This window comes from Gammaproteobacteria bacterium, from assembly GCA_040183005.1.
Classification (GTDB): domain Bacteria; phylum Pseudomonadota; class Gammaproteobacteria.
Genome location: JAMPIW010000007.1, coordinates 1,347,846 through 1,370,570, shown reverse-complemented (window position 1 = coordinate 1,370,570; position 22,725 = coordinate 1,347,846). Strand labels below are relative to the sequence as shown.

The 22,725-nt window shown below is 56.3% G+C and carries 23 protein-coding genes and 1 tRNA gene; 10 read left to right on the top strand and 14 right to left on the bottom strand.

The features are described from left to right. Positions 1 to 2 precede the first annotated feature (2 nt). From M3A44_12415 to rpmE, 4 genes are all read right to left on the bottom strand, one after another. A complete protein-coding gene (locus M3A44_12415) occupies positions 3 to 1,010 on the bottom strand; it encodes an AI-2E family transporter (protein MEQ6342417.1) in 1,008 nt (335 codons plus the stop codon). A 162-nt stretch (positions 1,011 to 1,172) separates the two neighbouring features. Further along, positions 1,173 to 1,865, bottom strand: coding sequence for a hypothetical protein (locus M3A44_12410; GenBank protein ID MEQ6342416.1), 693 nt, complete (start codon positions 1,863 to 1,865; stop codon positions 1,173 to 1,175). Positions 1,866 to 2,528: 663 nt separating this feature from the next. After that, positions 2,529 to 3,293 (bottom strand): thermonuclease family protein, encoded by a 765-nt coding sequence (locus M3A44_12405; protein MEQ6342415.1) that lies wholly within the window; start codon positions 3,291 to 3,293, stop codon positions 2,529 to 2,531. 99 nt (positions 3,294 to 3,392) lie between these two features. Continuing rightward, positions 3,393 to 3,596, bottom strand: a complete 204-nt coding sequence (gene rpmE / locus M3A44_12400; GenBank protein ID MEQ6342414.1) for a 50S ribosomal protein L31 — start codon at positions 3,594 to 3,596, stop codon at positions 3,393 to 3,395. 240 nt (positions 3,597 to 3,836) lie between these two features. Here rpmE and prlC point away from each other — a divergent pair, with 240 nt between their 5' ends. Together prlC and xth are read left to right on the top strand one after the other, a co-directional pair. Next, positions 3,837 to 5,879 (top strand): oligopeptidase A, encoded by a 2,043-nt coding sequence (prlC, locus tag M3A44_12395; protein ID MEQ6342413.1) that lies wholly within the window; start codon positions 3,837 to 3,839, stop codon positions 5,877 to 5,879. A 16-nt stretch (positions 5,880 to 5,895) separates the two neighbouring features. Then, positions 5,896 to 6,696: an exodeoxyribonuclease III gene (gene xth / locus M3A44_12390; protein MEQ6342412.1), complete on the top strand. Its 801-nt coding sequence runs from the start codon at positions 5,896 to 5,898 to the stop codon at positions 6,694 to 6,696. A 151-nt stretch (positions 6,697 to 6,847) separates the two neighbouring features. Here the strand turns inward: xth and M3A44_12385 are convergent, their stop codons facing one another. The 8 genes from M3A44_12385 to glyQ all read right to left on the bottom strand — a co-directional run bounded on the left by M3A44_12385 (position 6,848) and on the right by glyQ (position 13,802). Next, positions 6,848 to 7,177, bottom strand: a complete 330-nt coding sequence (locus tag M3A44_12385) for a hypothetical protein (protein ID MEQ6342411.1) — start codon at positions 7,175 to 7,177, stop codon at positions 6,848 to 6,850. Then, on the bottom strand, positions 7,171 to 7,395 hold the full coding sequence (locus M3A44_12380) for a hypothetical protein (protein ID MEQ6342410.1): 225 nt from the start codon (positions 7,393 to 7,395) through the stop codon (positions 7,171 to 7,173). Before M3A44_12380 ends, M3A44_12385 begins: the two co-directional genes overlap by 7 nt. A gap of 10 nt (positions 7,396 to 7,405) precedes the next feature. Next, the gene (locus tag M3A44_12375; GenBank protein MEQ6342409.1) at positions 7,406 to 8,068 is read right to left on the bottom strand and encodes a hypothetical protein; all 663 of its coding nucleotides are present in this window, start codon (positions 8,066 to 8,068) and stop codon (positions 7,406 to 7,408) included. 108 nt (positions 8,069 to 8,176) lie between these two features. Next, positions 8,177 to 8,752, bottom strand: coding sequence for a YceI family protein (locus M3A44_12370; protein ID MEQ6342408.1), 576 nt, complete (start codon positions 8,750 to 8,752; stop codon positions 8,177 to 8,179). 126 nt (positions 8,753 to 8,878) lie between these two features. Continuing rightward, positions 8,879 to 9,703, bottom strand: a complete 825-nt coding sequence (locus tag M3A44_12365) for a hypothetical protein (protein MEQ6342407.1) — start codon at positions 9,701 to 9,703, stop codon at positions 8,879 to 8,881. Positions 9,704 to 9,781: 78 nt separating this feature from the next. Further along, a complete protein-coding gene (locus tag M3A44_12360) occupies positions 9,782 to 10,516 on the bottom strand; it encodes a 1-acyl-sn-glycerol-3-phosphate acyltransferase (GenBank protein ID MEQ6342406.1) in 735 nt (244 codons plus the stop codon). Positions 10,517 to 10,737: 221 nt separating this feature from the next. After that, on the bottom strand, positions 10,738 to 12,852 hold the full coding sequence (gene glyS / locus M3A44_12355) for a glycine--tRNA ligase subunit beta (GenBank protein MEQ6342405.1): 2,115 nt from the start codon (positions 12,850 to 12,852) through the stop codon (positions 10,738 to 10,740). After that, positions 12,849 to 13,802 carry a glycine--tRNA ligase subunit alpha gene (gene glyQ / locus M3A44_12350; protein MEQ6342404.1) on the bottom strand — a complete coding sequence of 318 codons (954 nt, stop codon included), beginning with the start codon at positions 13,800 to 13,802 and terminating at the stop codon, positions 12,849 to 12,851. The genes glyS and glyQ overlap by 4 nt, the downstream gene beginning before the upstream one ends. A 328-nt stretch (positions 13,803 to 14,130) precedes the next feature. Between glyQ and M3A44_12345 the strand changes: the two genes are divergently transcribed. Next, the gene (locus M3A44_12345) at positions 14,131 to 14,562 is read left to right on the top strand and encodes a periplasmic heavy metal sensor (GenBank protein MEQ6342403.1); all 432 of its coding nucleotides are present in this window, start codon (positions 14,131 to 14,133) and stop codon (positions 14,560 to 14,562) included. Between the two features lie 183 nt (positions 14,563 to 14,745). Here M3A44_12345 and M3A44_12340 read toward each other — a convergent pair whose 3' ends face one another. Both M3A44_12340 and folD read right to left on the bottom strand, forming a co-directional pair. Further along, the gene (locus M3A44_12340) at positions 14,746 to 15,213 is read right to left on the bottom strand and encodes a DUF5658 family protein (protein MEQ6342402.1); all 468 of its coding nucleotides are present in this window, start codon (positions 15,211 to 15,213) and stop codon (positions 14,746 to 14,748) included. Positions 15,214 to 15,380: 167 nt separating this feature from the next. Then, a complete protein-coding gene (gene folD / locus M3A44_12335) occupies positions 15,381 to 16,232 on the bottom strand; it encodes a bifunctional methylenetetrahydrofolate dehydrogenase/methenyltetrahydrofolate cyclohydrolase FolD (GenBank protein ID MEQ6342401.1) in 852 nt (283 codons plus the stop codon). A gap of 144 nt (positions 16,233 to 16,376) precedes the next feature. Between folD and leuC the strand changes: the two genes are divergently transcribed. From leuC to pheS, 7 genes are all read left to right on the top strand, one after another. Then, on the top strand, positions 16,377 to 17,783 hold the full coding sequence (gene leuC / locus M3A44_12330) for a 3-isopropylmalate dehydratase large subunit (GenBank protein ID MEQ6342400.1): 1,407 nt from the start codon (positions 16,377 to 16,379) through the stop codon (positions 17,781 to 17,783). A gap of 285 nt (positions 17,784 to 18,068) precedes the next feature. Beyond that, positions 18,069 to 18,145 (top strand) — tRNA-Val (locus tag M3A44_12325). A 43-nt stretch (positions 18,146 to 18,188) separates the two neighbouring features. Continuing rightward, positions 18,189 to 20,114, top strand: a complete 1,926-nt coding sequence (gene thrS, locus M3A44_12320) for a threonine--tRNA ligase (GenBank protein ID MEQ6342399.1) — start codon at positions 18,189 to 18,191, stop codon at positions 20,112 to 20,114. Positions 20,115 to 20,117: 3 nt separating this feature from the next. Then, positions 20,118 to 20,633 (top strand): translation initiation factor IF-3, encoded by a 516-nt coding sequence (gene infC, locus M3A44_12315; protein MEQ6342398.1) that lies wholly within the window; start codon positions 20,118 to 20,120, stop codon positions 20,631 to 20,633. A 79-nt stretch (positions 20,634 to 20,712) separates the two neighbouring features. Further along, positions 20,713 to 20,910 (top strand): 50S ribosomal protein L35, encoded by a 198-nt coding sequence (rpmI, locus tag M3A44_12310; GenBank protein ID MEQ6342397.1) that lies wholly within the window; start codon positions 20,713 to 20,715, stop codon positions 20,908 to 20,910. A gap of 18 nt (positions 20,911 to 20,928) precedes the next feature. Beyond that, positions 20,929 to 21,288, top strand: coding sequence for a 50S ribosomal protein L20 (rplT, locus tag M3A44_12305; GenBank protein MEQ6342396.1), 360 nt, complete (start codon positions 20,929 to 20,931; stop codon positions 21,286 to 21,288). 289 nt (positions 21,289 to 21,577) lie between these two features. Continuing rightward, a complete protein-coding gene (pheS, locus tag M3A44_12300; GenBank protein ID MEQ6342395.1) occupies positions 21,578 to 22,594 on the top strand; it encodes a phenylalanine--tRNA ligase subunit alpha in 1,017 nt (338 codons plus the stop codon). Positions 22,595 to 22,725 lie beyond the last annotated feature (131 nt).

Genomic DNA, 22,725 nt, shown 5'->3' with positions numbered 1-22,725 from the left:
AGCTAAATCAGCTTTCTCGCCGCCAGCTCGTCCTTGATATAGGCATAGTAAATGGGCGCGGCCACCACGCCGACCAAGCCGAAGATGGATTCCATTACCAACATCGCCAGCAATAACTCCCAGGCGGAGGCGCGTATCTGCGTTCCCACGATGCGCGCGTTCAGAAAATATTCCAGTTTGTGGATCACAATCAAAAACGCCAGAGACCCGAGGGCAACATTAACCGATAGACTCAGGCTGACGATGACAATGATGCTGTTTGACAGCAGGTTCCCGATCACAGGCAGCAGTCCGAGCAGGAAGGTGAGCGCTATCATCGTTTTGACCAGCGGCAAGTCAACGCCCGCCAAAGGCAGGATAACGGCCAAATAAATCCCGGTAAAGGTAGCGTTGAGCGCGGCAATTCTCACTTGGGCGAAAACCACCCGGCGGAACGAAGCGCCAAGGCGCGACGCGCGCTCGATGAGCGCGGATGCAAGCGGCCCATGCCTGTGATCCTCCGTAACCTCCCTGAGCGAAATCAGCGCGCCGATGATCATGCCGATCAGGATGTGCGCAGCCATGCGGCCCGTCTCCTTTCCTACTGTTTGCAACTCACCGGCATGCTCCTTCAGCCAATGAACAACGGTATCTTTAAGTCCGTCCACATTGGTTGGAAGATATTGCACCAGTGAGATCGGCAACATGGCTCTGGAACTTTCCAGAATCTCGGCCATTTTTTGTAGAAGCATTGGAATGTTTTCGGCGTCGCCGCGAAAAAACACCGCCGCCCCAACGATCAACGCCGCTAGTCCGCCAACGATTAAAGCAGCAATCAGGGCAATTACTGCAATCTTGGCTTTGCCGCCTTGCAGCCGTTTTAATCGGATGCGCGGAGCGAGCAGGTGAACCATCTCATAGACAAGCAACCCCGCCAGCAGTGCCGGAAGAAGGTGATTGTTAAGCGCTATAAAAAGCAATAGTGTGACAACAGTCCAGGCGGCGATGCGACTATTTTTCTCCAGGTTCAATGGGAATCTTTCCTGACAGTTTAGTTGAAAATCATCCTAAGCATAACCAATAAAGGGAGGGTCGGGAATGAGGCTGTGCTTATGTAATTGTAGGGTGCGCCGCACGCACCATGGTGAATCCATTGGTGCGCGCGGCAGGGAAGGAGAGCGCTAGATTATAAATTAGTTTACCGTCACGTTCACCACCGCCACAGGTGGTATGCTGAACCCGAAGGAGGATGGGATGCATTGCAAGGCGAAAGACACGGTCTTTGGCGAAGATGATGCCACCAGGCTGATGTCGCCCTGTGTCGACGTTGAGATCTGACTCGTCAAAGCAAAGTTGCCTGGATTCCAGACGGGGTGTTGGTTGTTAAGTGTATACGGTTGGCATTGAAAAAAGCCTCCGCTGTGCAACCAGGCCAGCTTGGTGGTGCTGTTCGATGCCAATGTGCGAGGCCCCGCGACCAATATCAGCGGTTGTTGCGGATTGACGGTGACCGTCAGCCGGGCCGCATCACCCGCATTGACACCGGGGCCGCAGGTGGCGACAAAATTCCCGTTGACGCCGCCTGAACTGGCGATAAAGCTCGATGCCATTGAATATGATGATGATACGCCGCAGCCCGACAGTGTCACGTCGGTCCATACGGTGCTGCCTTGAGACCTTCTTTGGATAGAATATGCAGTGATTTGGTTTTGTTGCACGTTGGAGAACTGGAGCGGAAACGTGACGGCCGCAGTGCTGCCGCTTTGAACGAAGGTGCTGTCGAAGGTGAATTCGGCGGCCTGGGCGGAATAACAAATTCCCAGTGCAGAGATTGCGGAAAAAATGCCTGAAGCGATTCTTTTGTGCATCATCCCTTTGTATTTCATGGTGATCTCCTTATGAACGCAGTAAATGTGACTATGTGCAAGGGACTGGTCATCTGCTGAGTCACGCCCTTGTCGTTAAACTATAGGCCGCAAAAAGCGCAGGTGCAAGGGGGGGTGTGTTTTGTACCATTACGTTGGTTATGTAGCCATATAGGTGAGCACGGTTTGTGTTCCAACGCGCAATTTCCGCAATGACATTACGACGATCAGGTTCATTTTTATACGAGCATTTCAATCATTGTTATGTGCCCACCTTGCCTGGTCTGTGGAATGACAGTTGTTGCAAAAGCCCTTCCTTACGGGCCTATAATCAACCTAGCGCTTACTCACTCAACAGGTTCATTCCCGTATCAGCTTGCCATGCGTCGACGTTTGCCATAGCACCGCGTATTGAGGGCGTGGGCGCAAACGAGTGTCTGCATCCGGCGCTAATGCCGGCGTATGCGAGTGCGCTTTTTTGTTCTCGTACGGACGCATAGTTATCTGCCGTATCCAGCAGATCAACGACAATATATGTGCCTCGTTCTGGATTGAGGAAAACGCTATTGTCGGGTGCGCCATCCTGCGTGCATCCGGCACATGCAAGGAGAACCCACCATCAATGCTTGCAATGGCATTTTTCTCATAACGCCGACACTCGGTTTTTCTGCGCTGCTTCTTGGCTTATTCGATCACCTGCAATGCGGCAGGATGGCGAATATGGATACGTGGCCCGCTTTCGTCAGAGGGCGATAACTTGCCCCGAACCAGCACGGTGCGGCCCTGCCATCCTTCCGGCGCTGAATTGGCAAAGTAATGCCTGTTTTTGCGGGAGATGTACAACTGCATTCCGCCATTGAGTTCAAGCAACAGACCACCACGATCTTCGCTGATCTGTGCCACCTTTCCCTTGATCAGGCGAAAACCCCGCTCATCACCCGTCATGCTTGCGGCATCGACAGGCTGGTATTGCGGTAAAGACCAAATTCCGCGCTGCGCTTTGCGAGCGCGCTGCTCGGCAGCTTGATAGCAGGCTAAGTTCCACGTGTTTGGAGGGTAGGTCAACACAGTCGCAAGGCCCTGCTCCAGCATCCGGGCTTCGATGCTCACACCATTTTTCAGGAAAATATGCGCAAGGTCGCGCCCATACCTGTCGTGACGCTCCTCATCATACCGCAGACTCATAGCCTTGCCGGAACCCAGTAGGGTTTCCAGCGCGGTGCGTGCCTCAGCGGCGAAGGGCTGGGACGGTGCGCCGTTGTGCCCGACTTCTGGGGTGTCGATGCCGATAAACCGCACTTTGCGGCCATCGCTGAGGCGCACCGTATCACCGTCATAAACATAATTAACCGTCACATGCTCGTCGATGCGGTCCGAAGCGCAACCTATAGCCGTAGCCGTGTCGCGTGCAGCATCATTGGCTGAGCAGACGGCAGCAAGTAAGACCATGCAGCAGGCAATGGATATCCTGCTGACGCCGCCCAAAACAAAAAGGGCGCCTTTGCGGGGCACCCTTCTGATACAACAATCCAACGGCATTGTTGTGTATTATTTCGCGCCGTATCTCTGGCGGAACTTATCCACGCGGCCAGCGGTATCGACAATTCTCTGCTTGCCGGTGTAAAAAGGATGGCAAACAGAACATACATCCAGCCCCAGGTTTTTGCTGGAGGTGGAGCGCGTCTTGAATGTGTTGCCGCAACTGCAGGTTACGGTGATTTCATTGTAGGCAGGATGGATATCGGCTTTCATTTGCAACCTCATACTCGTGTATCAAAACTTTGCATCGCGCACCACGCTCCGCGACAGGAACGCAACATGATACGCAAATCAGGGGCCTACAGCAAGCAGGGTGCCGAAAAAAATCCTGATAAGAGCTCCAAATGTCCCTTTGTTGAGGCATGGTCGTCCATGGTAGATTAGGTGCCAGGCCTCCTGTGGCCATCTTATCCAAAAACGACAACGCCGCTTAGTTTATTAGGGAATTCAACGATGAATAACAACCCCCTGCTTGAAATGACCGGCCTGCCGCCGTTCACCCAGATCCGCCCCGAACACGTTGAGTCCGCCATTGATTGGTTATTGACGGAAAACCGCCTAGGCGTGCAGGCGCTACTGGACGCGCCCGGCCCCTACACCTGGGGTAGCCTGGTGCAACCGATCGAAGACATGGGCGAACGGCTCAACCGAGTGTGGTCCCCCATCGGCCACATGAACTCGGTGGTCAATTCCGAAGAGTTGCGCGCGGAATACAACGCCTGCCTACCAAAGTTGAGCGACTATGCCACCGAAATGGGGCAAAACGAAGGGTTATTCCGTGCCTACCAGTCCATCGCAGAAGGCCCGGAGTACGGCAGACTCGACACCGCGCAGAAGAAGATCATCGACAACGCCCTGCGCGATTTCCGGCTCTCCGGCATTGACCTGAGTCTGGAACACAAGGCACGTTACAAGGCCATCATGCAAGAAATGTCTGCGCTTACCAGCAAATTCGAGGAAAACCTGCTCGACGCCACCAACGCCTGGCAGAAACTCATCGAAAATGAGACAGCGCTGGTGGGCCTGCCGGAATCCGCCAAGGCGGCGGCAGCGCAGGCCGCCGAGCGCGAAGGCAAACAGGGCTGGCTGCTCAACCTGGAATTCCCTTCCTATTTTCCTGTCATCACCTATGCCGACAACCGCGCATTGCGCCGCGAAGTCTACGAGGCCTATGTGACGCGCGCCTCCGACGAGGGGCCGAATGCGGGCCGGTGGGACAATACGGTAATTATGGAAAAAATCCTGCAACTGCGTCATGAGGTTGCGCAACTGCTCGGCTTTGCCAATTACGCGGAACGCTCGATAGCCACCAAGATGGCGGCATCCACTGCGCAGGTGATGGAATTCCTCCACGATCTGGCGCGGCGCTCGCTACCCATCGCACGCCAGGATCTGGATGAGATCAGGGAGTTCGCCCGTGCGCAGCACGGCATGGACGATCTGGAATCCTGGGACATCCCCTACTATTCGGAAAAGCTGCGCCAGCACAAATACACTATTTCCCAGGAAGAAGTGAAGCCCTACTTTCCCGAGCCGCGTGTAGTGAACGGCATGTTCGCGGTGGTACAGCGCCTCTATGGTCTCGACATTCAGGAGATCAAGAGCGTGGAAACCTGGCACCCGGATGTGCGCTTCTTCGAGATCCGCGACGCCCAGGGCACGCTGCGCGGCCAGTTTTATCTCGATCTATATGCGCGGCCGCACAAGCGCGGCGGAGCGTGGATGGACGAGTGCATGACACGCAAGCGTGTCGAAAACGGTGTGCAGACCCCGGTGGCCTATCTCACCTGCAACTTTTCTTCGCCCATTGGCTCGGATCCGGCGCTGTTCAGCCACGACGAGGTGCTGACACTGTTCCACGAATTCGGCCACGGCCTGCACCACATGCTCACTCAGGTGAATTACCCCAGCGTGGCGGGCATCAGCGGCGTGCCGTGGGATGCTGTGGAGCTACCCAGTCAGTTCATGGAAAACTGGTGCTGGGAACGCGAGGCGCTGGATCTGATCGCGGGTCATTTTCAGACCGGCGTGCCGCTGCCACAGGCCCTGTTCGACAAAATGATTGCGGCGAAGAACTTCCAGTCCGGCATGCAGATGGCACGGCAACTAGAGTTTTCGATCTTCGATTTCCGCATGCACCTGGAATATGATCCCGCCAAAGGCGGGCGCATTTACGAGATTCTGAACGAAGTTCGGCAACAGGTGGCGGTGATCAGGCCACCCTCATTCAACCGCTTTCCGCATAGCTTCTCGCACATCTTCGCTGGCGGCTACGCGGCGGGATATTACAGCTACAAATGGGCCGAAGTGCTATCGTCGGACGCCTTCTCCAAATTTGAGGAAAACGGCATCTTCGACCGCGACACCGGCCTGCGATTCCTCTCCGCTATCCTCGAACAGGGCGGCTCGCGCGACCCGATGGAACTGTTCATCGAGTTCCGCGGCAGAGAACCGCAAATCGACGCGCTGCTACGGCATAGCGGGATTACTGCATGATCGCGAGCCGTCAAGAATGAAAATCGCAACCTGGAACGTAAACTCCCTGCGCGTGCGCTTGCCGCAGGTATTGGACTGGATCACCGCTGAGCAACCGGACATCCTTGCTCTGCAGGAAACCAAGCTGGAAGATAAAAACTTTCCCGTGGCGGAGATTGAGGCCGCGGGCTACCAAGTGATTTACTCTGGCCAGAAGACCTATAACGGCGTGGCGATACTAAGCCGCACCGCCGCACAAGACATTGTGACTGACATTCCCGGCCTGGACGATCATCAGCGCCGCATCCTCTTCGCCACTTATGGAGATATCCGAATACTTAATGTGTATGTGCCCAACGGCGAGGCCGTAGGCTCGGATAAATACGCTTACAAACTCGGCTGGTTGGAAAAACTCACCGCCTATGTGAAAGTACAGCTTGCCGCACGCCCGCGCCTGGTGCTGCTGGGAGATTTCAACATCGCCCCCGAGGCGCGCGACGTACACGACCCGCAGCTCTGGGAAAACAGCGTGCTGTGCTCCGAGCCGGAACGCGCCGCCTACCGCCAACTGATCGGCCTTGGCCTATGTGACACATTCCGGCTCTTTAATCAGGAAGAAAGCCAATTCACCTGGTGGGACTACCGCATGGCCGCCTTCCGCCGCAACATGGGCCTGCGTATCGACCACATTCTGGTCAGCCAGGAATTATGCGGGGCGAGCATCTCCTGCCAGATCGACAAAACGCCACGCAAGCTTGAGAGGCCTTCGGATCATACGCCTGTAGTGGCGGTATTCGGGACGGATGTTGCGCCAAATATTGGCGATGTAGATACCTGATTTCTATAATATGCCAACGACAAATCTATATGTGAAAACAGTTTCTATATTTTTGAAATGATGTCTATTTCTAGCAGCCTGGGCGCCAGCCATGGAAGCGACGCGTAAGCGAGCGATGGCTGGCAACCCCCGGATAGCCTCTGTCTCTTGATCACAATGTGGCACGCGCGAGCCTGCTCATTTGATAGCCCTCAAGTCGCTCCTTCAAGCGAAACCAGCCATGCCACATCGTGTCCCACCCAGGACGCCCAGTGCGCTTGGTGTCAGTAAATCCGCCCAACTTCGCGACCGCCAAGCACGCCCAACGAATCGATGGCGCCGTCGTCGGTGGCGCGCTGCGCTGGGTCGATACCCACAACACGGTCCACTCGTCTTCGCTCAGTAGCGTGTCGCAGCTCACCTGCTCATCCTCCTCCGGCGTGTCCAGCATTTCTCGCAATTGCAACAAGCGCACGGCCAGAAACGCGGTGATCACTAACATCCGTTCCAGGTTCGCCGCGCTTTGGAAGCGTTGCCTTTCCACTCCCACGCCACTCTTTCACGCCTTGTGATAATCCTCAATGCGCAATCTGGCGCGAGTGAGCGCACCACCTGCCGCGCCTCGTCCGCGCTGCCCACCAGTTCGCTCGTCAGCAACACCCAGCGTAACGGTTCCACGTCCGGCGGTGCATCCTTCTCCTCAACCAGAATCGCGTTCACGGTCAACGGCTCACGGCAGCCGGCACCCCCTGCCGGGGCGTGTAGTTCCAGACTCAGACTGCGCAGATGCACCGTGGCTTGACGCGCTGTGCAGCACGCGTCGATCCACCTTGGCCCGGATCACAAAGCGCTGCGCGTGCCGCAACTTGTAATCCAGGTACTCGTACACGTCGGATTCACGATCACACACCGAGATGGTGCGCGCCATCGTGGCGCCCAAACGCTCGGCGGTGCGCTCCGAAGCTTGTTCCCACTTGTAGCTTTCCTTGTCTTCATAGGCGCGTTGCTTGCGTGAGTGTTTCTTGCCGTGGTCTTTGCGCTTCGCGTCTTTTTGGTTGCTCGTGATGCCCAGCTCGCCCTCCACCGCATGCGTATAGCTCACGCTGGTGGTGTCTTCCACGGCCAGCAACAACGCATGCGCTTGGGCGTGCCGCGCTACGCTGGCGAAGCTACCCTCTCGGATGGCTTCCGGTTTCACGCCGTCGTTACGCAGCAATCGGTAGCCGCCCAATAATGCCGCGCCATCGCCCTGGCAGCTCTTCGCCAGTGAACGGCCCATCTGCTTCGACATGAGTGCCGCCACGTCCACCAAGCGCCCCGTGCGCCGCGCGTCGCCTAGTTCACAGTCGCCAAACATCCGTCGTGACCATTCCATCTCATCCTTGGGTATCATTGCAACCGAACGCTCCTTTTGCCTCAGAGGGTTACAAGATAGCTCTCATATGAAATGTGATCAAGAGACAGGATCGGAGCCGGGGGAGTTGTGGGATGGAAGGGGTTGTTAGTTCCTTACCCCTTCGACTTCCAGTGCAATCGCCATGTCATCGCCTACCGCCGGCAGGGCGAATTTCACGCCGAAGTCCGAGCGTTTGATTTTGGTGGTAGCGTCGAAACCGCAGACGAATTTTTGTTTCTTCGGGTCCATGGGGTGGATGCCGCAGTTGATGCTTTGCACGTCCAGCTTGACGGGCTTGGATACCCCGGCAATGGTCATCGTGCCATCCACGGTGGCCTTGGAGGGGCCGTTGAAGGTGATCTTGGTGGATTTGTAGGTGATTTCCGGGAATTCCGCAACATTCAGAAAATCCGGTGAGCGCAGGTGGTCGTCGCGCTTTTTGAAGCCGGTATCAACAGAAGCTGCATCAATCGTGATGTCCACCGAGCTGGTGTTGCCGGTGCGATCCATCACGATCTTGCCCTTGGTGGTGTTGAAACGGCCGTGCATGGTGGAAAAACCGAGATGGTTGATGGTGAAGTGAGGAAAGGTGTGGTCCGGGTCGATCGTGTAGTTTTCTGCCGCTGCGAATGCGGTGCAAGACAGTGTGGTTAATGCAACAGCAAGTACGACTTTACGCATGGTGCTCTCCTTGGGTTGGGGGGTGAAGGGGAATATTTAACCCGGATTGTCCATTAGACGAAAAACGGCCCTTCGACAGGCTCAGGGCGAGCGGTTTTGGGGCTAATGGACAATCTGGGTTTAAGACTATATAGGCGGTGCCCCGGCAATTTTCAATGCCACATAAATCGCGCCTGCTGCGGCAGGCGCGGTGGCGGCTACCAGCGCCAGCGCCTGCCCCCACAACGGCAAGCGCTTGGGCAAGGGGATGCGCGCCAGCAGCGGTGTCAGCGCCAGGATGGATAAGCTATACCATGGCAGCTTTGCATACACCAGCCCGCTCATGCCGATCAACCCGCTGAGCAGCGTCACCGGCAGCATCATTACGAACCCCACTGGCAAGGTCTTCTTTATCACGCTCAACAGCAGAAACGCACCGAGTGCCGCAGCCAGAGACGACGCCAATTGCCCGAGCAGGGCTGAAGCGCCGATCAGCGCAGCAATGCCTGTGCCCAGGCTCAGTGTCAACGTAGCCGCGTCGGCACGCAAGGGGCGGCTGCGCAGACCTTCCAGTGAAAGCATCAGCCAAACCACATAAGCAATACCGCCTGCTGCGTACAGCCAAAAGGCCTGTCCTTCCATGCGCATCAACGGCGGCCAGATCACCCACAGCAGTGCCGCGGCCCCGGTGATGGCGAGGAGGGACAAAAGATACTGCCGCTTGATCGTGAACAGGTCGAGCAGCAGGCCAACGGCTACCGCTATCATGCCCAGCAACACTACTTTGCGGGTGCTGGTGAGCGGCGTGAACTCAAAGCCTGTGATCAGTGACACGCTGGCATAAAAGCCCAGCATCACGGCCAGTCCTGCCCAATACCATCCCACATATTTAAGCAGGAAACCGGCGACGAGCGCTACAAAAAAGGGCGCTACGGAGGCCTGGAATGCGGGGTTTGCTAATAGATCGTCCATGTTCATTCAGCGATTTTGAAAGATAGGTGACAGGCTACACCCGGATTCTCTCCAGTGATAGCAAATAGTTTCGAAGTATTACTTCAATAAATTTGAATGTGTGTGGGCGGCACTGATTTCGCGCATCTTGTTTTCAATCCATGCCTCCGCACCCGCATTGATCTCAGATGTCGAGCGCCCGGTGTCGGCAATGGCCGGGCCGATGACGAGCCGGATGGTGCCAGGCCGCTTGATGAAGCCGTGTTTTGGCCAGAACTCACCGGCGTTATGCGCCACCGGCACCACAGGATAGCCGGTGTGATGGGCCAGCATCGCGCCGCCGGGGGCGTAAGGGCGCTTTTCACCGGGCGTGACGCGCGTGCCTTCGGGGAAAATCACCACCCATAAACCATCGGCCAAACGCTGCGCGCCCTGTTCCCGGAGTTGGCGCAAGGCCTTTTTGCCTGCTTTGCGGTCGATGGCGATGGGGTTGAGCATGGCCAGTCCCCAGCCGAAAAACGGCACCCACAGCAGCTCGCGCTTGAGCAACCACACCTGTGGCGGAAAAACCCTCTGTAACGCCAGCGTCTCCCAGGCGGATTGGTGCTTGCAGAGGATGATGCCGTTGGTCGGGGGGATGTTTTCCCGGCCCTCCACGGTGTAGCGCAGATTGCACGTCACCGCCAGCCACCACAGGTTAAAACGCGACCATTGGGTGATGAACGCATAGCGCTGCCGCAACGGCAAAGGGAAAGTGAGCAGACTGAGCGGCGCAAAGACCAGCGTTGAGAGCGCCATGCCGAGGGAGAACAGGAGGGAGCGGAGGGTGAGCATCGTCATAGTCTGGAGGTCAAATGCAGGTTGTAGGGTGCGCCATGCGCACCATTCATCCCAGCTTGTCCCACGGCGAAATAGAGCGTACATCGCCGTTCGTGGTGAGCTTGTCGAACCATGAACAGCCCTTCGACAGGCTCAGGGCGAACGGTTTTGGGGCGTGGGACAATCTGGGTTCATTATTCATTTTAATAGGGTGCGTGAGACACACCCTACATGGCCTATGCCGTCGCCAATTTGGAAATATCCGCCACGGGATTCATCAGCTCCGCGAGCTGCTTGAGCAGGGCGAGGCGGTTGGTGCGCAGCGACGCGTCTTCGGCCATCACCATTACCTTGTCGAAGAAGGTATCCACGGTCTCGCGCAGTCGCGCCAGACGCACCATGGCCTGAGTGTAATCGGTATCTTCGAGCAACGGCATGACCTCCGCACGAATCAGGGCCACTTGCTCCGCTAGGGCGCGCTCGGCAGGTTCGGTAAGAAGGCTGTCGGCAACCACATCGGGTATCGTTTCTCCCCGTTCAATAGCCTGCCGCAGGATATTGGCAATACGCTTGTTCGCCGCAGCCAGGCTTTCGGCCTCGGGCAGGGCGCGGAATGCTGTGACGGCGTGCATGCGGCGGTCAAAGTCGTAGGGATGGGTGGGGCGGTGTGCCAGCACGGCCTCGAAGACGTCGGGGCGGATGCCCTGGTCATGATAATAGGCGCGCAGACGCTCCATCATGAAATCGAATACCTGTTCCTCCAATGTGGAGTTGGAAAACCTGTGGTATTTGCCCTCTGGCTTAAAAGTCCCCCAATACTGTTTCCGCACTGCTTCCAGCGTAGTGAGCAAATCCAGATTCAGCTGTTTTTCTATTATGGTGCGCAGCACGCCCAGCGCGGCGCGGCGCAGTGCGAAGGGGTCCTTGTCGCCGCTTGGGGCTTGGCCGATGCCGAAGATGCCGACCAAGGTGTCAAGCTTGTCGGCAATGGACAGGGCTTGGCCGGTGTGGGTCAAGGGCAGCGCATCGCCAGCGTAGCGCGGCATGTACTGCTCATCAATGGCTTGTGACACGTCGTCTTGTTCGTCGTCATGCAGGGCATAATAACGCCCCATGCTGCCTTGCAATTCAGGAAATTCTCCTACCATGGCGGTCATGAGGTCACATTTTGATAGTGCTGCCGCGCGCTGCGCTCGCCCCACATCACCGCCAATATTGTTCGCGCAAACCCCAGCCACACCCATGACGCGTATTGTCTTGTCGTATATGGTGCCCAGCTCGTTTTGAAACACCACATGTTTGAGACTTTCGAGTCGCACTTCCAGTTTTTGCTTACGGTCTTGATCCCAGAAAAACGCGGCATCGCTTAGACGCGGGCGTATCACGCGTTCATTACCGGCGCGAACCTGGTCCGGGTCGCGGCTTTCGATGTTGGAAACGGTGATGAAGTAGGGCAGCAGTTTGCCCGCCCCGTCCACTACATGAAAATACTTCTGGTTGCCCTTCATGGTGGAGATCAGCGCCTCCTGGGGCACGCTCAGAAAGCGTTCCTCAAACTGGCCCAGCAGTGCCGCCGGCCATTCCACCAGGGCGGTGACTTCGTCGAGCAGGGCGTCGTCGATCACCGCTGTGCCGCCGACCGAGACGGCCTTTTCCTGCACCTGCCCATAGATCGCCTCGCGACGCGCGGCGAAGTCGGGCATCACACGTCCTTCGGTTTCCAGCAACGGGGCGTAGGCGGCGGGTTCGGCCAGATACATGGAGTCAGGGTGATGGAAGCGGTGCCCGCGTGTCTCGCGTCCGGTTTGCACGCCGAGGATTTCGGCGTCGACCACTTCATCACCAAACAGCAGAACTATCCAATGCACCGGGCGCACAAATTCCACGCGCGAGCTACCCCAGCGCATGCGCTTGGGGATAGGGAGTGCAGCGAGGGATTGCTCTATGATGCCGGTCAGCAAATCCTTTGTGGTGCGGCCAGGCTGCGTGGCGCGGAACACCAGCCAGGAACCTTTGTCGGTTTCCAGTTTTTCGAGTTGCTCGACCGCAACACCACACGAGCGCGCGAAGCCTTCGGTAGCCTTGGTAGGCAGGCCGTCGCCGTCAAACGCAGCATTCAACGCCGGACCACGGCGTTCCACCAGACGGTCAGCCTGGGTGGTGATCAACGCCTCAATGTGTACCGCTAATCGGCGTGGTGTGGCGTAGGGGTGTACTGTGCCAAATTCCAGGCCGGCTTTGTTGAGTCCATCCATTATGCCGTTGGCAAATGCCTCCATGAGCTTCTTTAAAGCCTTGGGTGGCAGTTCTTCGGTGCCGATTTCCACCAGCAGGTCACGATGCTGTGTCATGACGCACCTCCCGCAGTCGCAGTCTGCGCCATGGGGAAACCTAGTGCCTCGCGGCGTTTGTAATAGGTTTCCGCTACCGCGCGCGCCAGGGTGCGCACGCGCAGGATGTAGCGTTGGCGTTCGGTCACTGAAATCGCGCGGCGCGCATCGAGCAGGTTGAAGGTGTGCGAGGCTTTGAGCACCATCTCATAGGCGGGCAGCGGCAATCCCTCCTCGATCAGTTTGCTGCTCTCGCGTTCACAGGTGTCGAACCAGCCAAGCAGCGATGCAACATCGGCGTGTTCAAAATTGTATGTGGACATTTCCACTTCGTTCTGGTGAAACACATCCCCATAGGTGACTTTCGCCGCTCCCGGCATCCCGTTGGTCCACGTCAGGTCAAAAACGCTCTCTACCCCTTGCAGGTACATGGCGATGCGCTCCAGTCCATAGGTGATCTCGCCGGTCACCGGCTGGCATTCCAGCCCGCCCACCTGCTGGAAATAGGTGAACTGCGTCACCTCCATGCCGTTCAGCCACACCTCCCAGCCCAGGCCCCACGCGCCCAGCGTCGGCGATTCCCAGTTGTCCTCGACGAAGCGGATGTCATGCACCAGCGGGTCGATACCCAGCATTTTCAGTGAACCCAGGTACAGGTCTTGGATGTCAAGCGGCGACGGCTTGAGGATCACCTGGAATTGGTAATAATGCTGCAAACGGTTAGGGTTCTCGCCGTAACGCCCATCGGTGGGGCGGCGCGAGGGTTGCACATAAGCCGCGCGCCATGGCTCGGGGCCGATGGCACGCAGGAAAGTAGCGGAATGGAACGTGCCCGCGCCGACTTCCATATCGTAAGGCTGCAACAGCACGCAACCCTGCGCAGCCCAGTAATTCTGGAGCGCCAGAATCAGGCCCTGGAAGGTCGAGACGTCAGGCGACGGGGCGTCGCCAGAAAGAGTGGTGTATGTCAAAACAAACCCTTTTATTCGTAAATGGAGCGTGGCGCAAAGTATAGCGGGTACAAGCGGGTTTATGTAGTCCGATGAGTTTTCATGCGTGCTGCGGGTTAGGCCGGATTTTTTGATTTTTTACGGATTAGGCGTCACCGGCAGGCCACCCTCAGGCACAAATGATGGATAGGGGTTATGTGAGCCCATAGACCGGGCTGGCCGGAGCATGCGATGTGGAATTGATTCTTTCGGAAGCCGAGCGCCTTCGTTACGACATCGTAGTAAAATTTCTCTGGTCTCCCCAGGTTCGAGGTCGTAACATATCAATAATAACCAGGAGGGATCGAATATGACGATGACGCATCGAATACTACCATTCGCGATGGCAGCAACATTGCTAGTGCCATTTGCGGTGTCAGCGGAACCCGATACGCATAGTGAAAAGGCACATAAGTCTGCCCACCATTTTACTGACCATTGGGCAAAAACATTGAGCGACGATCAAAAAACTCGGGTGGATATAATGCATCTTGAACTCGACCGTGAACTCGTTGTGTTGAAGGCGCAAGAGGAGCTTGTACAAAAACAGATTAACGTGTTGGTGGCGCGGGATAATACAGCCACAAATTCGCTTCACACGAAAATCGATGAGCTGATGGGCGTAAAAAAACAGATAATGCGTTCCCGTTACGCACATATTCTGGAAATGCGCGCGATACTAACGCCAGTACAACGCATTTCGTATGATATGGAGATACTTGAACGCAGTGGCGTTAAGTGACGCTTGATGGGGTTTGCTTGATTTGTAGCCCTGAGCGCTGTCCTGGCGCCCATTTTTCACGTGTAATTCGCATTCAAGCCCGGATGTTTTATAGAACATCCGGGCGATGACAAAAGCATTGGCGGATCTGGTTCGGCATGCCCATGAACGACGACCCGAAACCCCAGGCAACCGATACCTGTCCTACAGCCATTCCCCCAGCAAAACCAATTCATACTGTATAAGCAGCGCGTAGCCAAACAGCAACCCGTGTAACGCATGGCGCACCGTGAAGCGGTTGAATACGGAGAAGTTTTTATGCGCAACCAGGAACACCAGTCCCGCCGCAGTAAGGGCGAGCTTTGTAACAAGAAATAGCTGGGTATCTATTTCGAGCAGCCACGTCATGAACGGGTTAGCCTCGGATGCGCCACGCTGCAGCAAGCTGAGCGTGAATGCCGCGTCCATACAGCACAGAAGCAGGATTCCCACGGCGATATAGAACAATCCTGGCTCATACCAGTCAACATAGGAATTCCCCCGATCTTCCGCGCGCTGCGCCCCTCGACGCCGGCCCTGCCAGGCCGCGCGACTAAAGGGTGCGGATGATGCCGAGCGGCGGTCCGTGCGCCTGCGCTGTTTGACGCCGTTAGAGATCGCTATTGAGGTCATATATATCCTGAATCTTGTTCTTGCTTTTATGCGATTAGAAGTTCGCGCCCTGAAGCTGGGGGGTTAACAGAATAGTATTCGCGAATGGATTTTAAAGGAAGTATAAATGGCGAAAAAAGAGCACGCACTGCGTTTAGTTCTACTGTGTCACAAGCAATGAGTGGGCATCAACCCCGTTGCTCCGCCGCATCAAGCGTATTCTGCAACAACGTCGCCACCGTCATCGGTCCCACCCCGCCGGGAACGGGGGTGATCCAGGCGGCGCGTTCGGCGGCGGGGGCGAATTCCACGTCACCCACGATCTTTCCATCCGCCAGCCGATTGATGCCCACGTCAATCACGATGGCGCCTGGCTTGATCCATTCACCCTTGATGAACCCCGGTTTGCCCACGGCCACCACCAGGATGTCGGCGCGCCCCACATGGCTGGGCAGGTCGCGGGTGAAGCGGTGACAGGTGGTGACGGTGCATCCGGCCAGCAGCAACTCCAGGGACATCGGGCGTCCGACGATATTGGATGCGCCTACTATAACCGCCTCCTGCCCTTTGAGGATTTGCCCGGTACTTTCCAGCAAGGTCATAACCCCGTGCGGGGTGCAAGGCCGAAGCGCGGGCAGGCGTAGCGCCAGCCGTCCGACGTTATAGGGGTGAAAGCCGTCCACGTCTTTGCCGGGGTGTATTCGCTCAATGACGATTTCGGAATCGATATGTGTGGGCAATGGGAGCTGGACCAGAATGCCATCAATATCGGGGGCGTCATTCAGTTCGTCAATCAGCGCGAGGAGAGCTTCCTGGCTGACGCTGTCGGGCAGGTCATAGCTCTTGGAGATAATGCCGGCTTCAAAGCAGGCTTTTCTCTTGCTGGCGACATAGACCTCCGAGGCCGGATTGTTGCCAACCAGGATAACGGCTAGACCAGGTGCGCGTTTGCTGTGCGCCAGGCGCTGTTCTACGCCGCGTTTTACCGCTTGCCTGAGATCGGCAGCCTGTGCCTTGCCATCTATGATCTGTGCCTTCATGTTTGAACCCGAATGTGACGAAGGTGTCTATTCTAACCGTTGCGGGGATTTCTGTGCTAATCCGTATGTTGGTGTTTTTGTGTAATCCCGCTTGCTGGCGTAAAATCAACCTTTTAGCGAGCAAATCAAGTAGGAGTCAGGAAAGTGGCCGGAAAAACCTTGTACGATAAATTGTGGGACGCGCATGTGGTGCGCTGCAATGATGATGGTACGTGTCTTTTGTACATTGATCGCCATCTTGTGCACGAGGTTACCTCCCCTCAGGCCTTTGACGGGCTGCGTCTGGCCGGGCGCAAGCCATGGCGCGTGGACGCAAACCTGGCGGTGGCCGATCACAACGTTCCGACTACCGATCGCAGTCACGGAATAGCCGATCCTGTCTCACGTTTGCAAGTGGAGACGCTTGATAACAATTGCGACGAGTTTGGTATCACCGAATTCCGGATGAATGACCCACGCCAAGGCATCGTCCATGTCATCGGCCCGGAGCAGGGCGCGACGCTGCCTGGCATGACCGTGGTGTGCGGTGATTCGCACACCTCCACTCACGGCGCCTTTGGCGCGCTGGCGCACGGTATCGGCACCTCCGAAGTTGAGCATGTGCTTGCCACCCAGTGCCTGATCCAGAAGAAATCGAAAAATATGCTCATCAGCGTGGATGGCCAAGTGGGCGCTGGTGTCACGGCCAAGGATATCGTGCTGGCGATTATCGGTGAAATCGGCACTGCGGGCGGTACAGGCTATGCCATCGAGTTCGGCGGTGAGGCGATCCGCGCGCTCTCCATGGAAGGCCGCATGACGGTCTGCAACATGGCCATCGAGGCCGGTGCGCGTGCGGGCATGGTGGCGGTGGACGACAAGACTATCGACTATGTGAAAGGGCGGCATTATGCCCCCGTTGGCGAGGCATGGAAGCGGGCGGTGACGGCTTGGCGCGATCTGCACAGCGATCCGGACGCAGTGTTCGACCGGGTGTTGCATATCAATGCCGCCTCCATCAAGCCTCAGGTGACGTGGGGCACCTCGCCGGAAATGGTGGTGCCGGTGGATGGCCGCGTGCCCGATCCTGCCCAGGAGTCTGATGCAGTAAAGCGCGAGGGGATGACGCGGGCGCTACGTTATATGAACCTGACGCCGGGCATGGCGATCACCGATATCGCCATCGACAAGGTGTTCATCGGCTCCTGCACCAATTCGCGCATTGAAGACCTGCGCGCCGCCGCAGCGATTGCGCGTGGCCAGCATGTCGCCAGCAATGTAAAGCTCGCCCTGGTGGTGCCGGGCTCAGGTCTGGTTAAACGCCAGGCCGAAGCGGAAGGACTGGACAGGATTTTTATCGAGGCCGGTTTTGAATGGCGCGAGCCAGGGTGCTCCATGTGCCTGGCCATGAACGCCGACCGTCTGGAGCCGGGCGAGCGCTGCGCCTCCACCTCGAACCGCAACTTCGAAGGCCGCCAAGGCCCAGGTGGACGTACACATCTGGTCAGCCCGGCAATGGCCGCCGCAGCGGCAGTGGCGGGACATTTTGTGGATGTTCGTGAGCTTGCATAGACCTCTGACAGGCCGCTTCCCTGAGGTTTTTCAATTTTCAGCCGCACGTAATTTGCGGTTGATTATTGGGGCTGATGCCTACCTGTATCTGTTTGGTGTTTGGTAATTCATACTCCGCAGGCACAGTGGTTGTGGTCGACGGGGGGGGCAATATGCTGAGTGCAGTTCTATCGCGCCAACGGATAGCTTGCTAATAGAGTTTTAATGGGGCGGCCCTGGCGAAATGTAAGATATGGCTTGTAATTGTCCCCGGGATTATGTTATTTTTTCGCCTCTTGAATAAGTAGGCGCGTAGCTCAGTTGGTTAGAGCACCACCTTGACATGGTGGGGGTCGTTGGTTCGAGTCCAATCGCGCCTACCAGGATTGCTGGTCCCACCGTTTGTAATCATACCCATCTGTAATCATGCCCATCATAACCCTTCCCGACGGTAGTCAGCGTAACTTCGATCATCCCGTGACCGTGCAGCAGGTCGCCGCGAGCATTGGCGCCGGTTTGGCCAAGGCCGCCCTGGCGGGCAAGATTGATGACAGGCTGGTCGATATCTCGTATGTCATCGAGCATGACGCCCACCTAGCGATTGTGACCGACAAAGGTCCCGAGGGCCTGGAAGTTATCCGTCATTCCTGCGCCCATTTGCTGGCGCAAGCCGTCAAGGCGTTATTTCCCGACGCCCAGGTGACCATCGGCCCGGTGATCGAAGACGGCTTTTACTACGATTTTGCCTATCAGCGCCCCTTTACCCCGGAAGATCTCCAGGCCATCGAAAACAAGATGCTGGAATTGACTGCCCAGGATCTGCCAGTGTCCCGCTCGGTGATGCCGCGTGATGAGGCCGTGATCTTCTTCCGCAACATGGGTGAGGAATACAAGGCCAAGATCATTGAAGATATCCCGGCGCACGAAGTGTTGTCCCTCTATAGCCAAGGTGACTTTACCGATCTGTGCCGTGGTCCGCACGTGCCTTCGACCGGAAAGATCAAGGCCTTTAAGCTGATGAAGGTGGCGGGGGCATATTGGCGCGGCGATTCGAAAAATGCGATGTTGCAGCGCATCTACGGCACCGCCTGGTCCGACAAGAAGGCGCTCGACGCCTATCTGCACCGCCTGGAAGAGGCTGAAAAGCGTGATCACCGCAAGATAGGCAAGGCCCAGGATCTATTCCATCTTCAGGAGGAAGCGCCGGGCATGGTGTTCTGGCATCCCAAGGGGTGGGGTATTTGGCAGGTGGTGGAACAGTACATGCGCCAGGTATTCCGCGATAACGGCTATCAGGAAATCCGTACCCCGCAGGTGATGGACCGGATGATGTGGGAAAAATCCGGGCACTGGGAAAATTACCGCGAGAACATGTTTACCACGCACTCCGAGTCGCGCGACTTTGCTGTTAAGCCGATGAATTGCCCTGGACACATCCAGGTGTTCAATCAGGGCTTGAAGAGCTACCGCGATCTGCCGCTGCGCCTGGCCGAGTTTGGCTCCTGTCACCGCAATGAGCCCTCCGGCGCGCTGCACGGCATCATGCGGGTGCGCGGCTTCACGCAGGATGACGCGCATATCTTTTGCACCGAGGAGCAGGTTCAGGATGAGGTCTCCGTGTTCATTGATCTGGTGCGCAAGGTATACGCGGATTTTGGTTTTAACGAGATTTTAGTTAAGCTCTCCACCCGTCCCGAAAAGCGTGTCGGCTTGGATGAGGCGTGGGACAAGGCGGAGCATGCGCTGGAGCAAGCACTCAACAGCAAAGGCCTGTCGTGGGATTTGCAGCCGGGCGAGGGCGCCTTCTATGGACCGAAAATCGAGTTCTCGCTCAAGGATTCCATTGGGCGCGTCTGGCAATGTGGTACAGTACAGCTTGATTTTTCCTTGCCGGAGCGGCTTGACGCATCCTATATCTCCGAAGACAGCTCCCGGAAAGTACCCGTCATGCTGCACCGCGCCATACTGGGTTCGCTGGAGCGTTTTATCGGCATTTTGATCGAGCACCATGCCGGTTTCTTTCCTGTCTGGTTGGCGCCCGTCCAGGTGGTGGTGATGAATATTACCGATAAACAGGCCGGATATACGCAGGAAATTGAAGAATTACTGAGAAAACAGGGTTTCAGGGTTAAATCAGACTTGAGAAATGAGAAGATCGGCTTTAAAATTCGTGAGCACACGTTACAGCGTGTGCCGTACCTCCTCGTTATAGGAGATCGCGAAGTAAATGAACGTTTGCTGGCCGTGCGTGCGCGTGGCGGAGAAGATCTGGGCAGCATGTCACTTGATGCCTTCCTGGGTCGTCTCAATGCCGATATCGCGAGCCGCGGCCTTACTGTTTCGGAGGGTTAGAGTATCGCCGCTGACAAAGAGGTTCGCCTCAATGATGAGATAAGGTCCCCGCAGGTTCGCCTGATCGGAGTCGATGGAGAGATGGTAGGCGTGGTTACCTCGAGAGAGGCGCTGCAAATGGCTATCGAGGCCGAGCTGGATCTTGTGGAGATTGTCCCGAACGCGACGCCTCCCGTATGCCGCATTATGGATTATGGCAAGTTCTTGTTTGAAGAAAGCAAGAAGCGCCATGCGGCGAAAAAGAAACAGAAGCAAATCCAGGTTAAGGAAGTAAAGTTTCGACCAGGGACGGAGGAAGGGGATTATCAGGTAAAACTACGCAACCTGATACGTTTCCTGAGTGAAGGGGATAAGGCCAAGGTAACCATCAGGTTCCGTGGCCGAGAGCTGGTGCACCAAGAACTCGGGTTCAAGATCGTAAAACGGCTTGAAGTCGATCTGGCGGAAGTCGGTGTTGTTGAACAACACCCGAAAATGGAAGGCCGCCAGATGGTGATGGTTCTTTCCCCCAAGAAGTAGGAGCGGTAATGGTGCCCTTTAGGGTGTTGGCGCTCCTGCAAAGCAAACATTTTTATTTAACGAATGCGGAGTTATTTTAATGCCTAAGTTGAAAACCAATAGCGGCGCGGCCAAGCGTTTCAAGCGCACGGCCTCTGGCGGCTTTAAACACAAACAATCGTTCCGTAACCACATCCTCACTAAAAAGAGTTCAAAGCGGAAACGGCACCTGCGTCATAACTCGATGCTGGACAAATCCGATGTGGCAGGACTTAACCGTCTGCTGCCCAACAGTTAAGGAACGAGGAATTAAGCTATGCCAAGAGTAAAACGTGGCGTTACCGCCCGCGCCAGACACAAAAAAATTATCGATCAGGCCAAGGGCCATCGTGGTAGACGCAACAGTGTCTTCCGCGTAGCAACCCAGAGCGTCATCAAGGCCGGCCAGTATGCCTACCGTGATCGCCGCCAGAGGAAGCGTCAGTTCCGCGCCCTGTGGATTACCCGTATCAACGCCGCCTCGCGTGAGTGCGGCCTGTCCTACAGCCGTATGATCAACGGCCTGAATAAGGCCGCTGTGGCAATCGACCGTAAGGTTTTGGCTGATATCGCGGTCTATGACAAGGCTGCATTTGCCCTATTGGCGGAAAAGGCCAAGGCTGGACTGTCGAGCTGAAAATAGTGATGTGATTATTCGCCATCTCGGTGGCGGTTGAAGCGATAAAGACAGGGGAAAGGCCAAAACCTTTCCCCTATTTTGTTATTAGGGATCGAGCCCAGGTTGTCCGTTAGGCGAAATAGGGAGTACACCGCCGTTCGTGGTGAGCTTGTCGAACCATGGACGGCCCTTCGACAGGCTCAGGGCGAACGGTTTTAGGGCTAATGGATAATCTGGGTTGAAGTCACAATTGTAGGGTGCGCCATGCGCACCGGTATTTGACACTACATCATGCGGGGATATTTTAGTGCAAGAGCTGACAGAGCTTGTACAGCAGGCCGAAAAAGAGATCGCGCAGGCACAGAGTTTGTCCGATCTTGATCAGGCCCGGGTACGTTATCTCGGTAAAAAGGGCCTGCTTACTGAATACCTTAAGAGTTTAGGCAATCTCTCGCCTGAAGAAAGACCTAAGGCGGGTCAGGCTGTCAACGCCACCAAGGAAGCGGTGACGGCCAGCATTGAAGCGCGACTCGCTGTTATCGAGAGTGCGGCGATTACGGCCAAATTGGCGGCGGAAACGCTTGATGTAACATTGCCCGGAAGGGGGCAAGTGTCAGGTGGTCTGCATCCGATAACGCGCACCCTTGAGCGTATCGAGCAGTTGTTTGCCCAAGTGGGTTTCGAGGTGGCCGAAGGACCGGAGGCGGAGAGCGATTATTACAACTTTGAGGCGCTGAATATTCCAGCGCATCATCCGGCGCGCGCGATGCATGACACGTTTTATTTCGACGCCCACACCCTGTTACGCACCCATACCTCGCCGGTACAGATCCATGTAATGCAAGACCGTCCGCCGCCGCTGCGGGTGATCGCCCCCGGGCGCGTCTATCGCTGCGATTCCGATCTGACGCATACCCCGATGTTCCATCAGGTGGAAGGTTTCATGATCGACGAAAATGTGAGCTTCGCCGATTTGAAGGGGATGCTCAACGATTTCTTGCGTGGCTTTTTCGAGCAGGATCTCAATACCCGTTTTCGTCCCTCCTACTTTCCCTTTACCGAACCTTCGGCAGAGGTGGACATCCAGTGCGTGATGTGCGGCGGCAGCGGTTGCCGGGTGTGCAAGCATACCGGCTGGCTGGAGGTGCTGGGGTGCGGCATGATCCATCCCCAGGTGTTTGCCAACGTCGGCATCGATAATGAGCAGTACACCGGCTTTGCCTTCGGTATGGGGGTGGAGCGTCTCGCCATGCTGCGCTATGGCGTCAACGACCTGCGCCTGTTTTTTGAAAACGACCTGCGCTTTTTGCGGCAGTTTGGGTAACTTGAAAACCGCTTTTTGTCCGCGAAAGGCACGTTGTTACGAAATAAAACAAAAACATGGATTTTTTCAGCAATTCACTGGACAGGTGGCAAGTAATATCGCGATATGCGTTTGAATATTTTCGTGTTTTT

What these genes read in the sequence shown, in the direction of transcription:
- M3A44_12405 (MEQ6342415.1), bottom strand. Translation starts at nt 3,293, where the DNA reads ATGGTCTTACTTGCTGCCGTCTGCTCAGCCAATGATGCTGCACGCGAC.
- M3A44_12340 (MEQ6342402.1), bottom strand. Translation starts at nt 15,213, where the DNA reads ATGACCTCAATAGCGATCTCTAACGGCGTCAAACAGCGCAGGCGCACG.
- M3A44_12365 (MEQ6342407.1), bottom strand. Translation starts at nt 9,703, where the DNA reads ATGGACGATCTATTAGCAAACCCCGCATTCCAGGCCTCCGTAGCGCCC.
- xth (MEQ6342412.1), top strand. Translation starts at nt 5,896, where the DNA reads ATGAAAATCGCAACCTGGAACGTAAACTCCCTGCGCGTGCGCTTGCCG.
- M3A44_12385 (MEQ6342411.1), bottom strand. Translation starts at nt 7,177, where the DNA reads ATGTTAGTGATCACCGCGTTTCTGGCCGTGCGCTTGTTGCAATTGCGA.
- M3A44_12375 (MEQ6342409.1), bottom strand. Translation starts at nt 8,068, where the DNA reads ATGATACCCAAGGATGAGATGGAATGGTCACGACGGATGTTTGGCGAC.
- rpmI (MEQ6342397.1), top strand. Translation starts at nt 20,713, where the DNA reads ATGCCTAAGTTGAAAACCAATAGCGGCGCGGCCAAGCGTTTCAAGCGC.
- M3A44_12410 (MEQ6342416.1), bottom strand. Translation starts at nt 1,865, where the DNA reads ATGAAATACAAAGGGATGATGCACAAAAGAATCGCTTCAGGCATTTTT.
- M3A44_12370 (MEQ6342408.1), bottom strand. Translation starts at nt 8,752, where the DNA reads ATGCGTAAAGTCGTACTTGCTGTTGCATTAACCACACTGTCTTGCACC.
- rplT (MEQ6342396.1), top strand. Translation starts at nt 20,929, where the DNA reads ATGCCAAGAGTAAAACGTGGCGTTACCGCCCGCGCCAGACACAAAAAA.
- M3A44_12345 (MEQ6342403.1), top strand. Translation starts at nt 14,131, where the DNA reads ATGACGATGACGCATCGAATACTACCATTCGCGATGGCAGCAACATTG.
- glyS (MEQ6342405.1), bottom strand. Translation starts at nt 12,852, where the DNA reads ATGACACAGCATCGTGACCTGCTGGTGGAAATCGGCACCGAAGAACTG.
- folD (MEQ6342401.1), bottom strand. Translation starts at nt 16,232, where the DNA reads ATGAAGGCACAGATCATAGATGGCAAGGCACAGGCTGCCGATCTCAGG.
- M3A44_12360 (MEQ6342406.1), bottom strand. Translation starts at nt 10,516, where the DNA reads ATGCTCACCCTCCGCTCCCTCCTGTTCTCCCTCGGCATGGCGCTCTCA.
- rpmE (MEQ6342414.1), bottom strand. Translation starts at nt 3,596, where the DNA reads ATGAAAGCCGATATCCATCCTGCCTACAATGAAATCACCGTAACCTGC.
- thrS (MEQ6342399.1), top strand. Translation starts at nt 18,189, where the DNA reads ATGCCCATCATAACCCTTCCCGACGGTAGTCAGCGTAACTTCGATCAT.
- prlC (MEQ6342413.1), top strand. Translation starts at nt 3,837, where the DNA reads ATGAATAACAACCCCCTGCTTGAAATGACCGGCCTGCCGCCGTTCACC.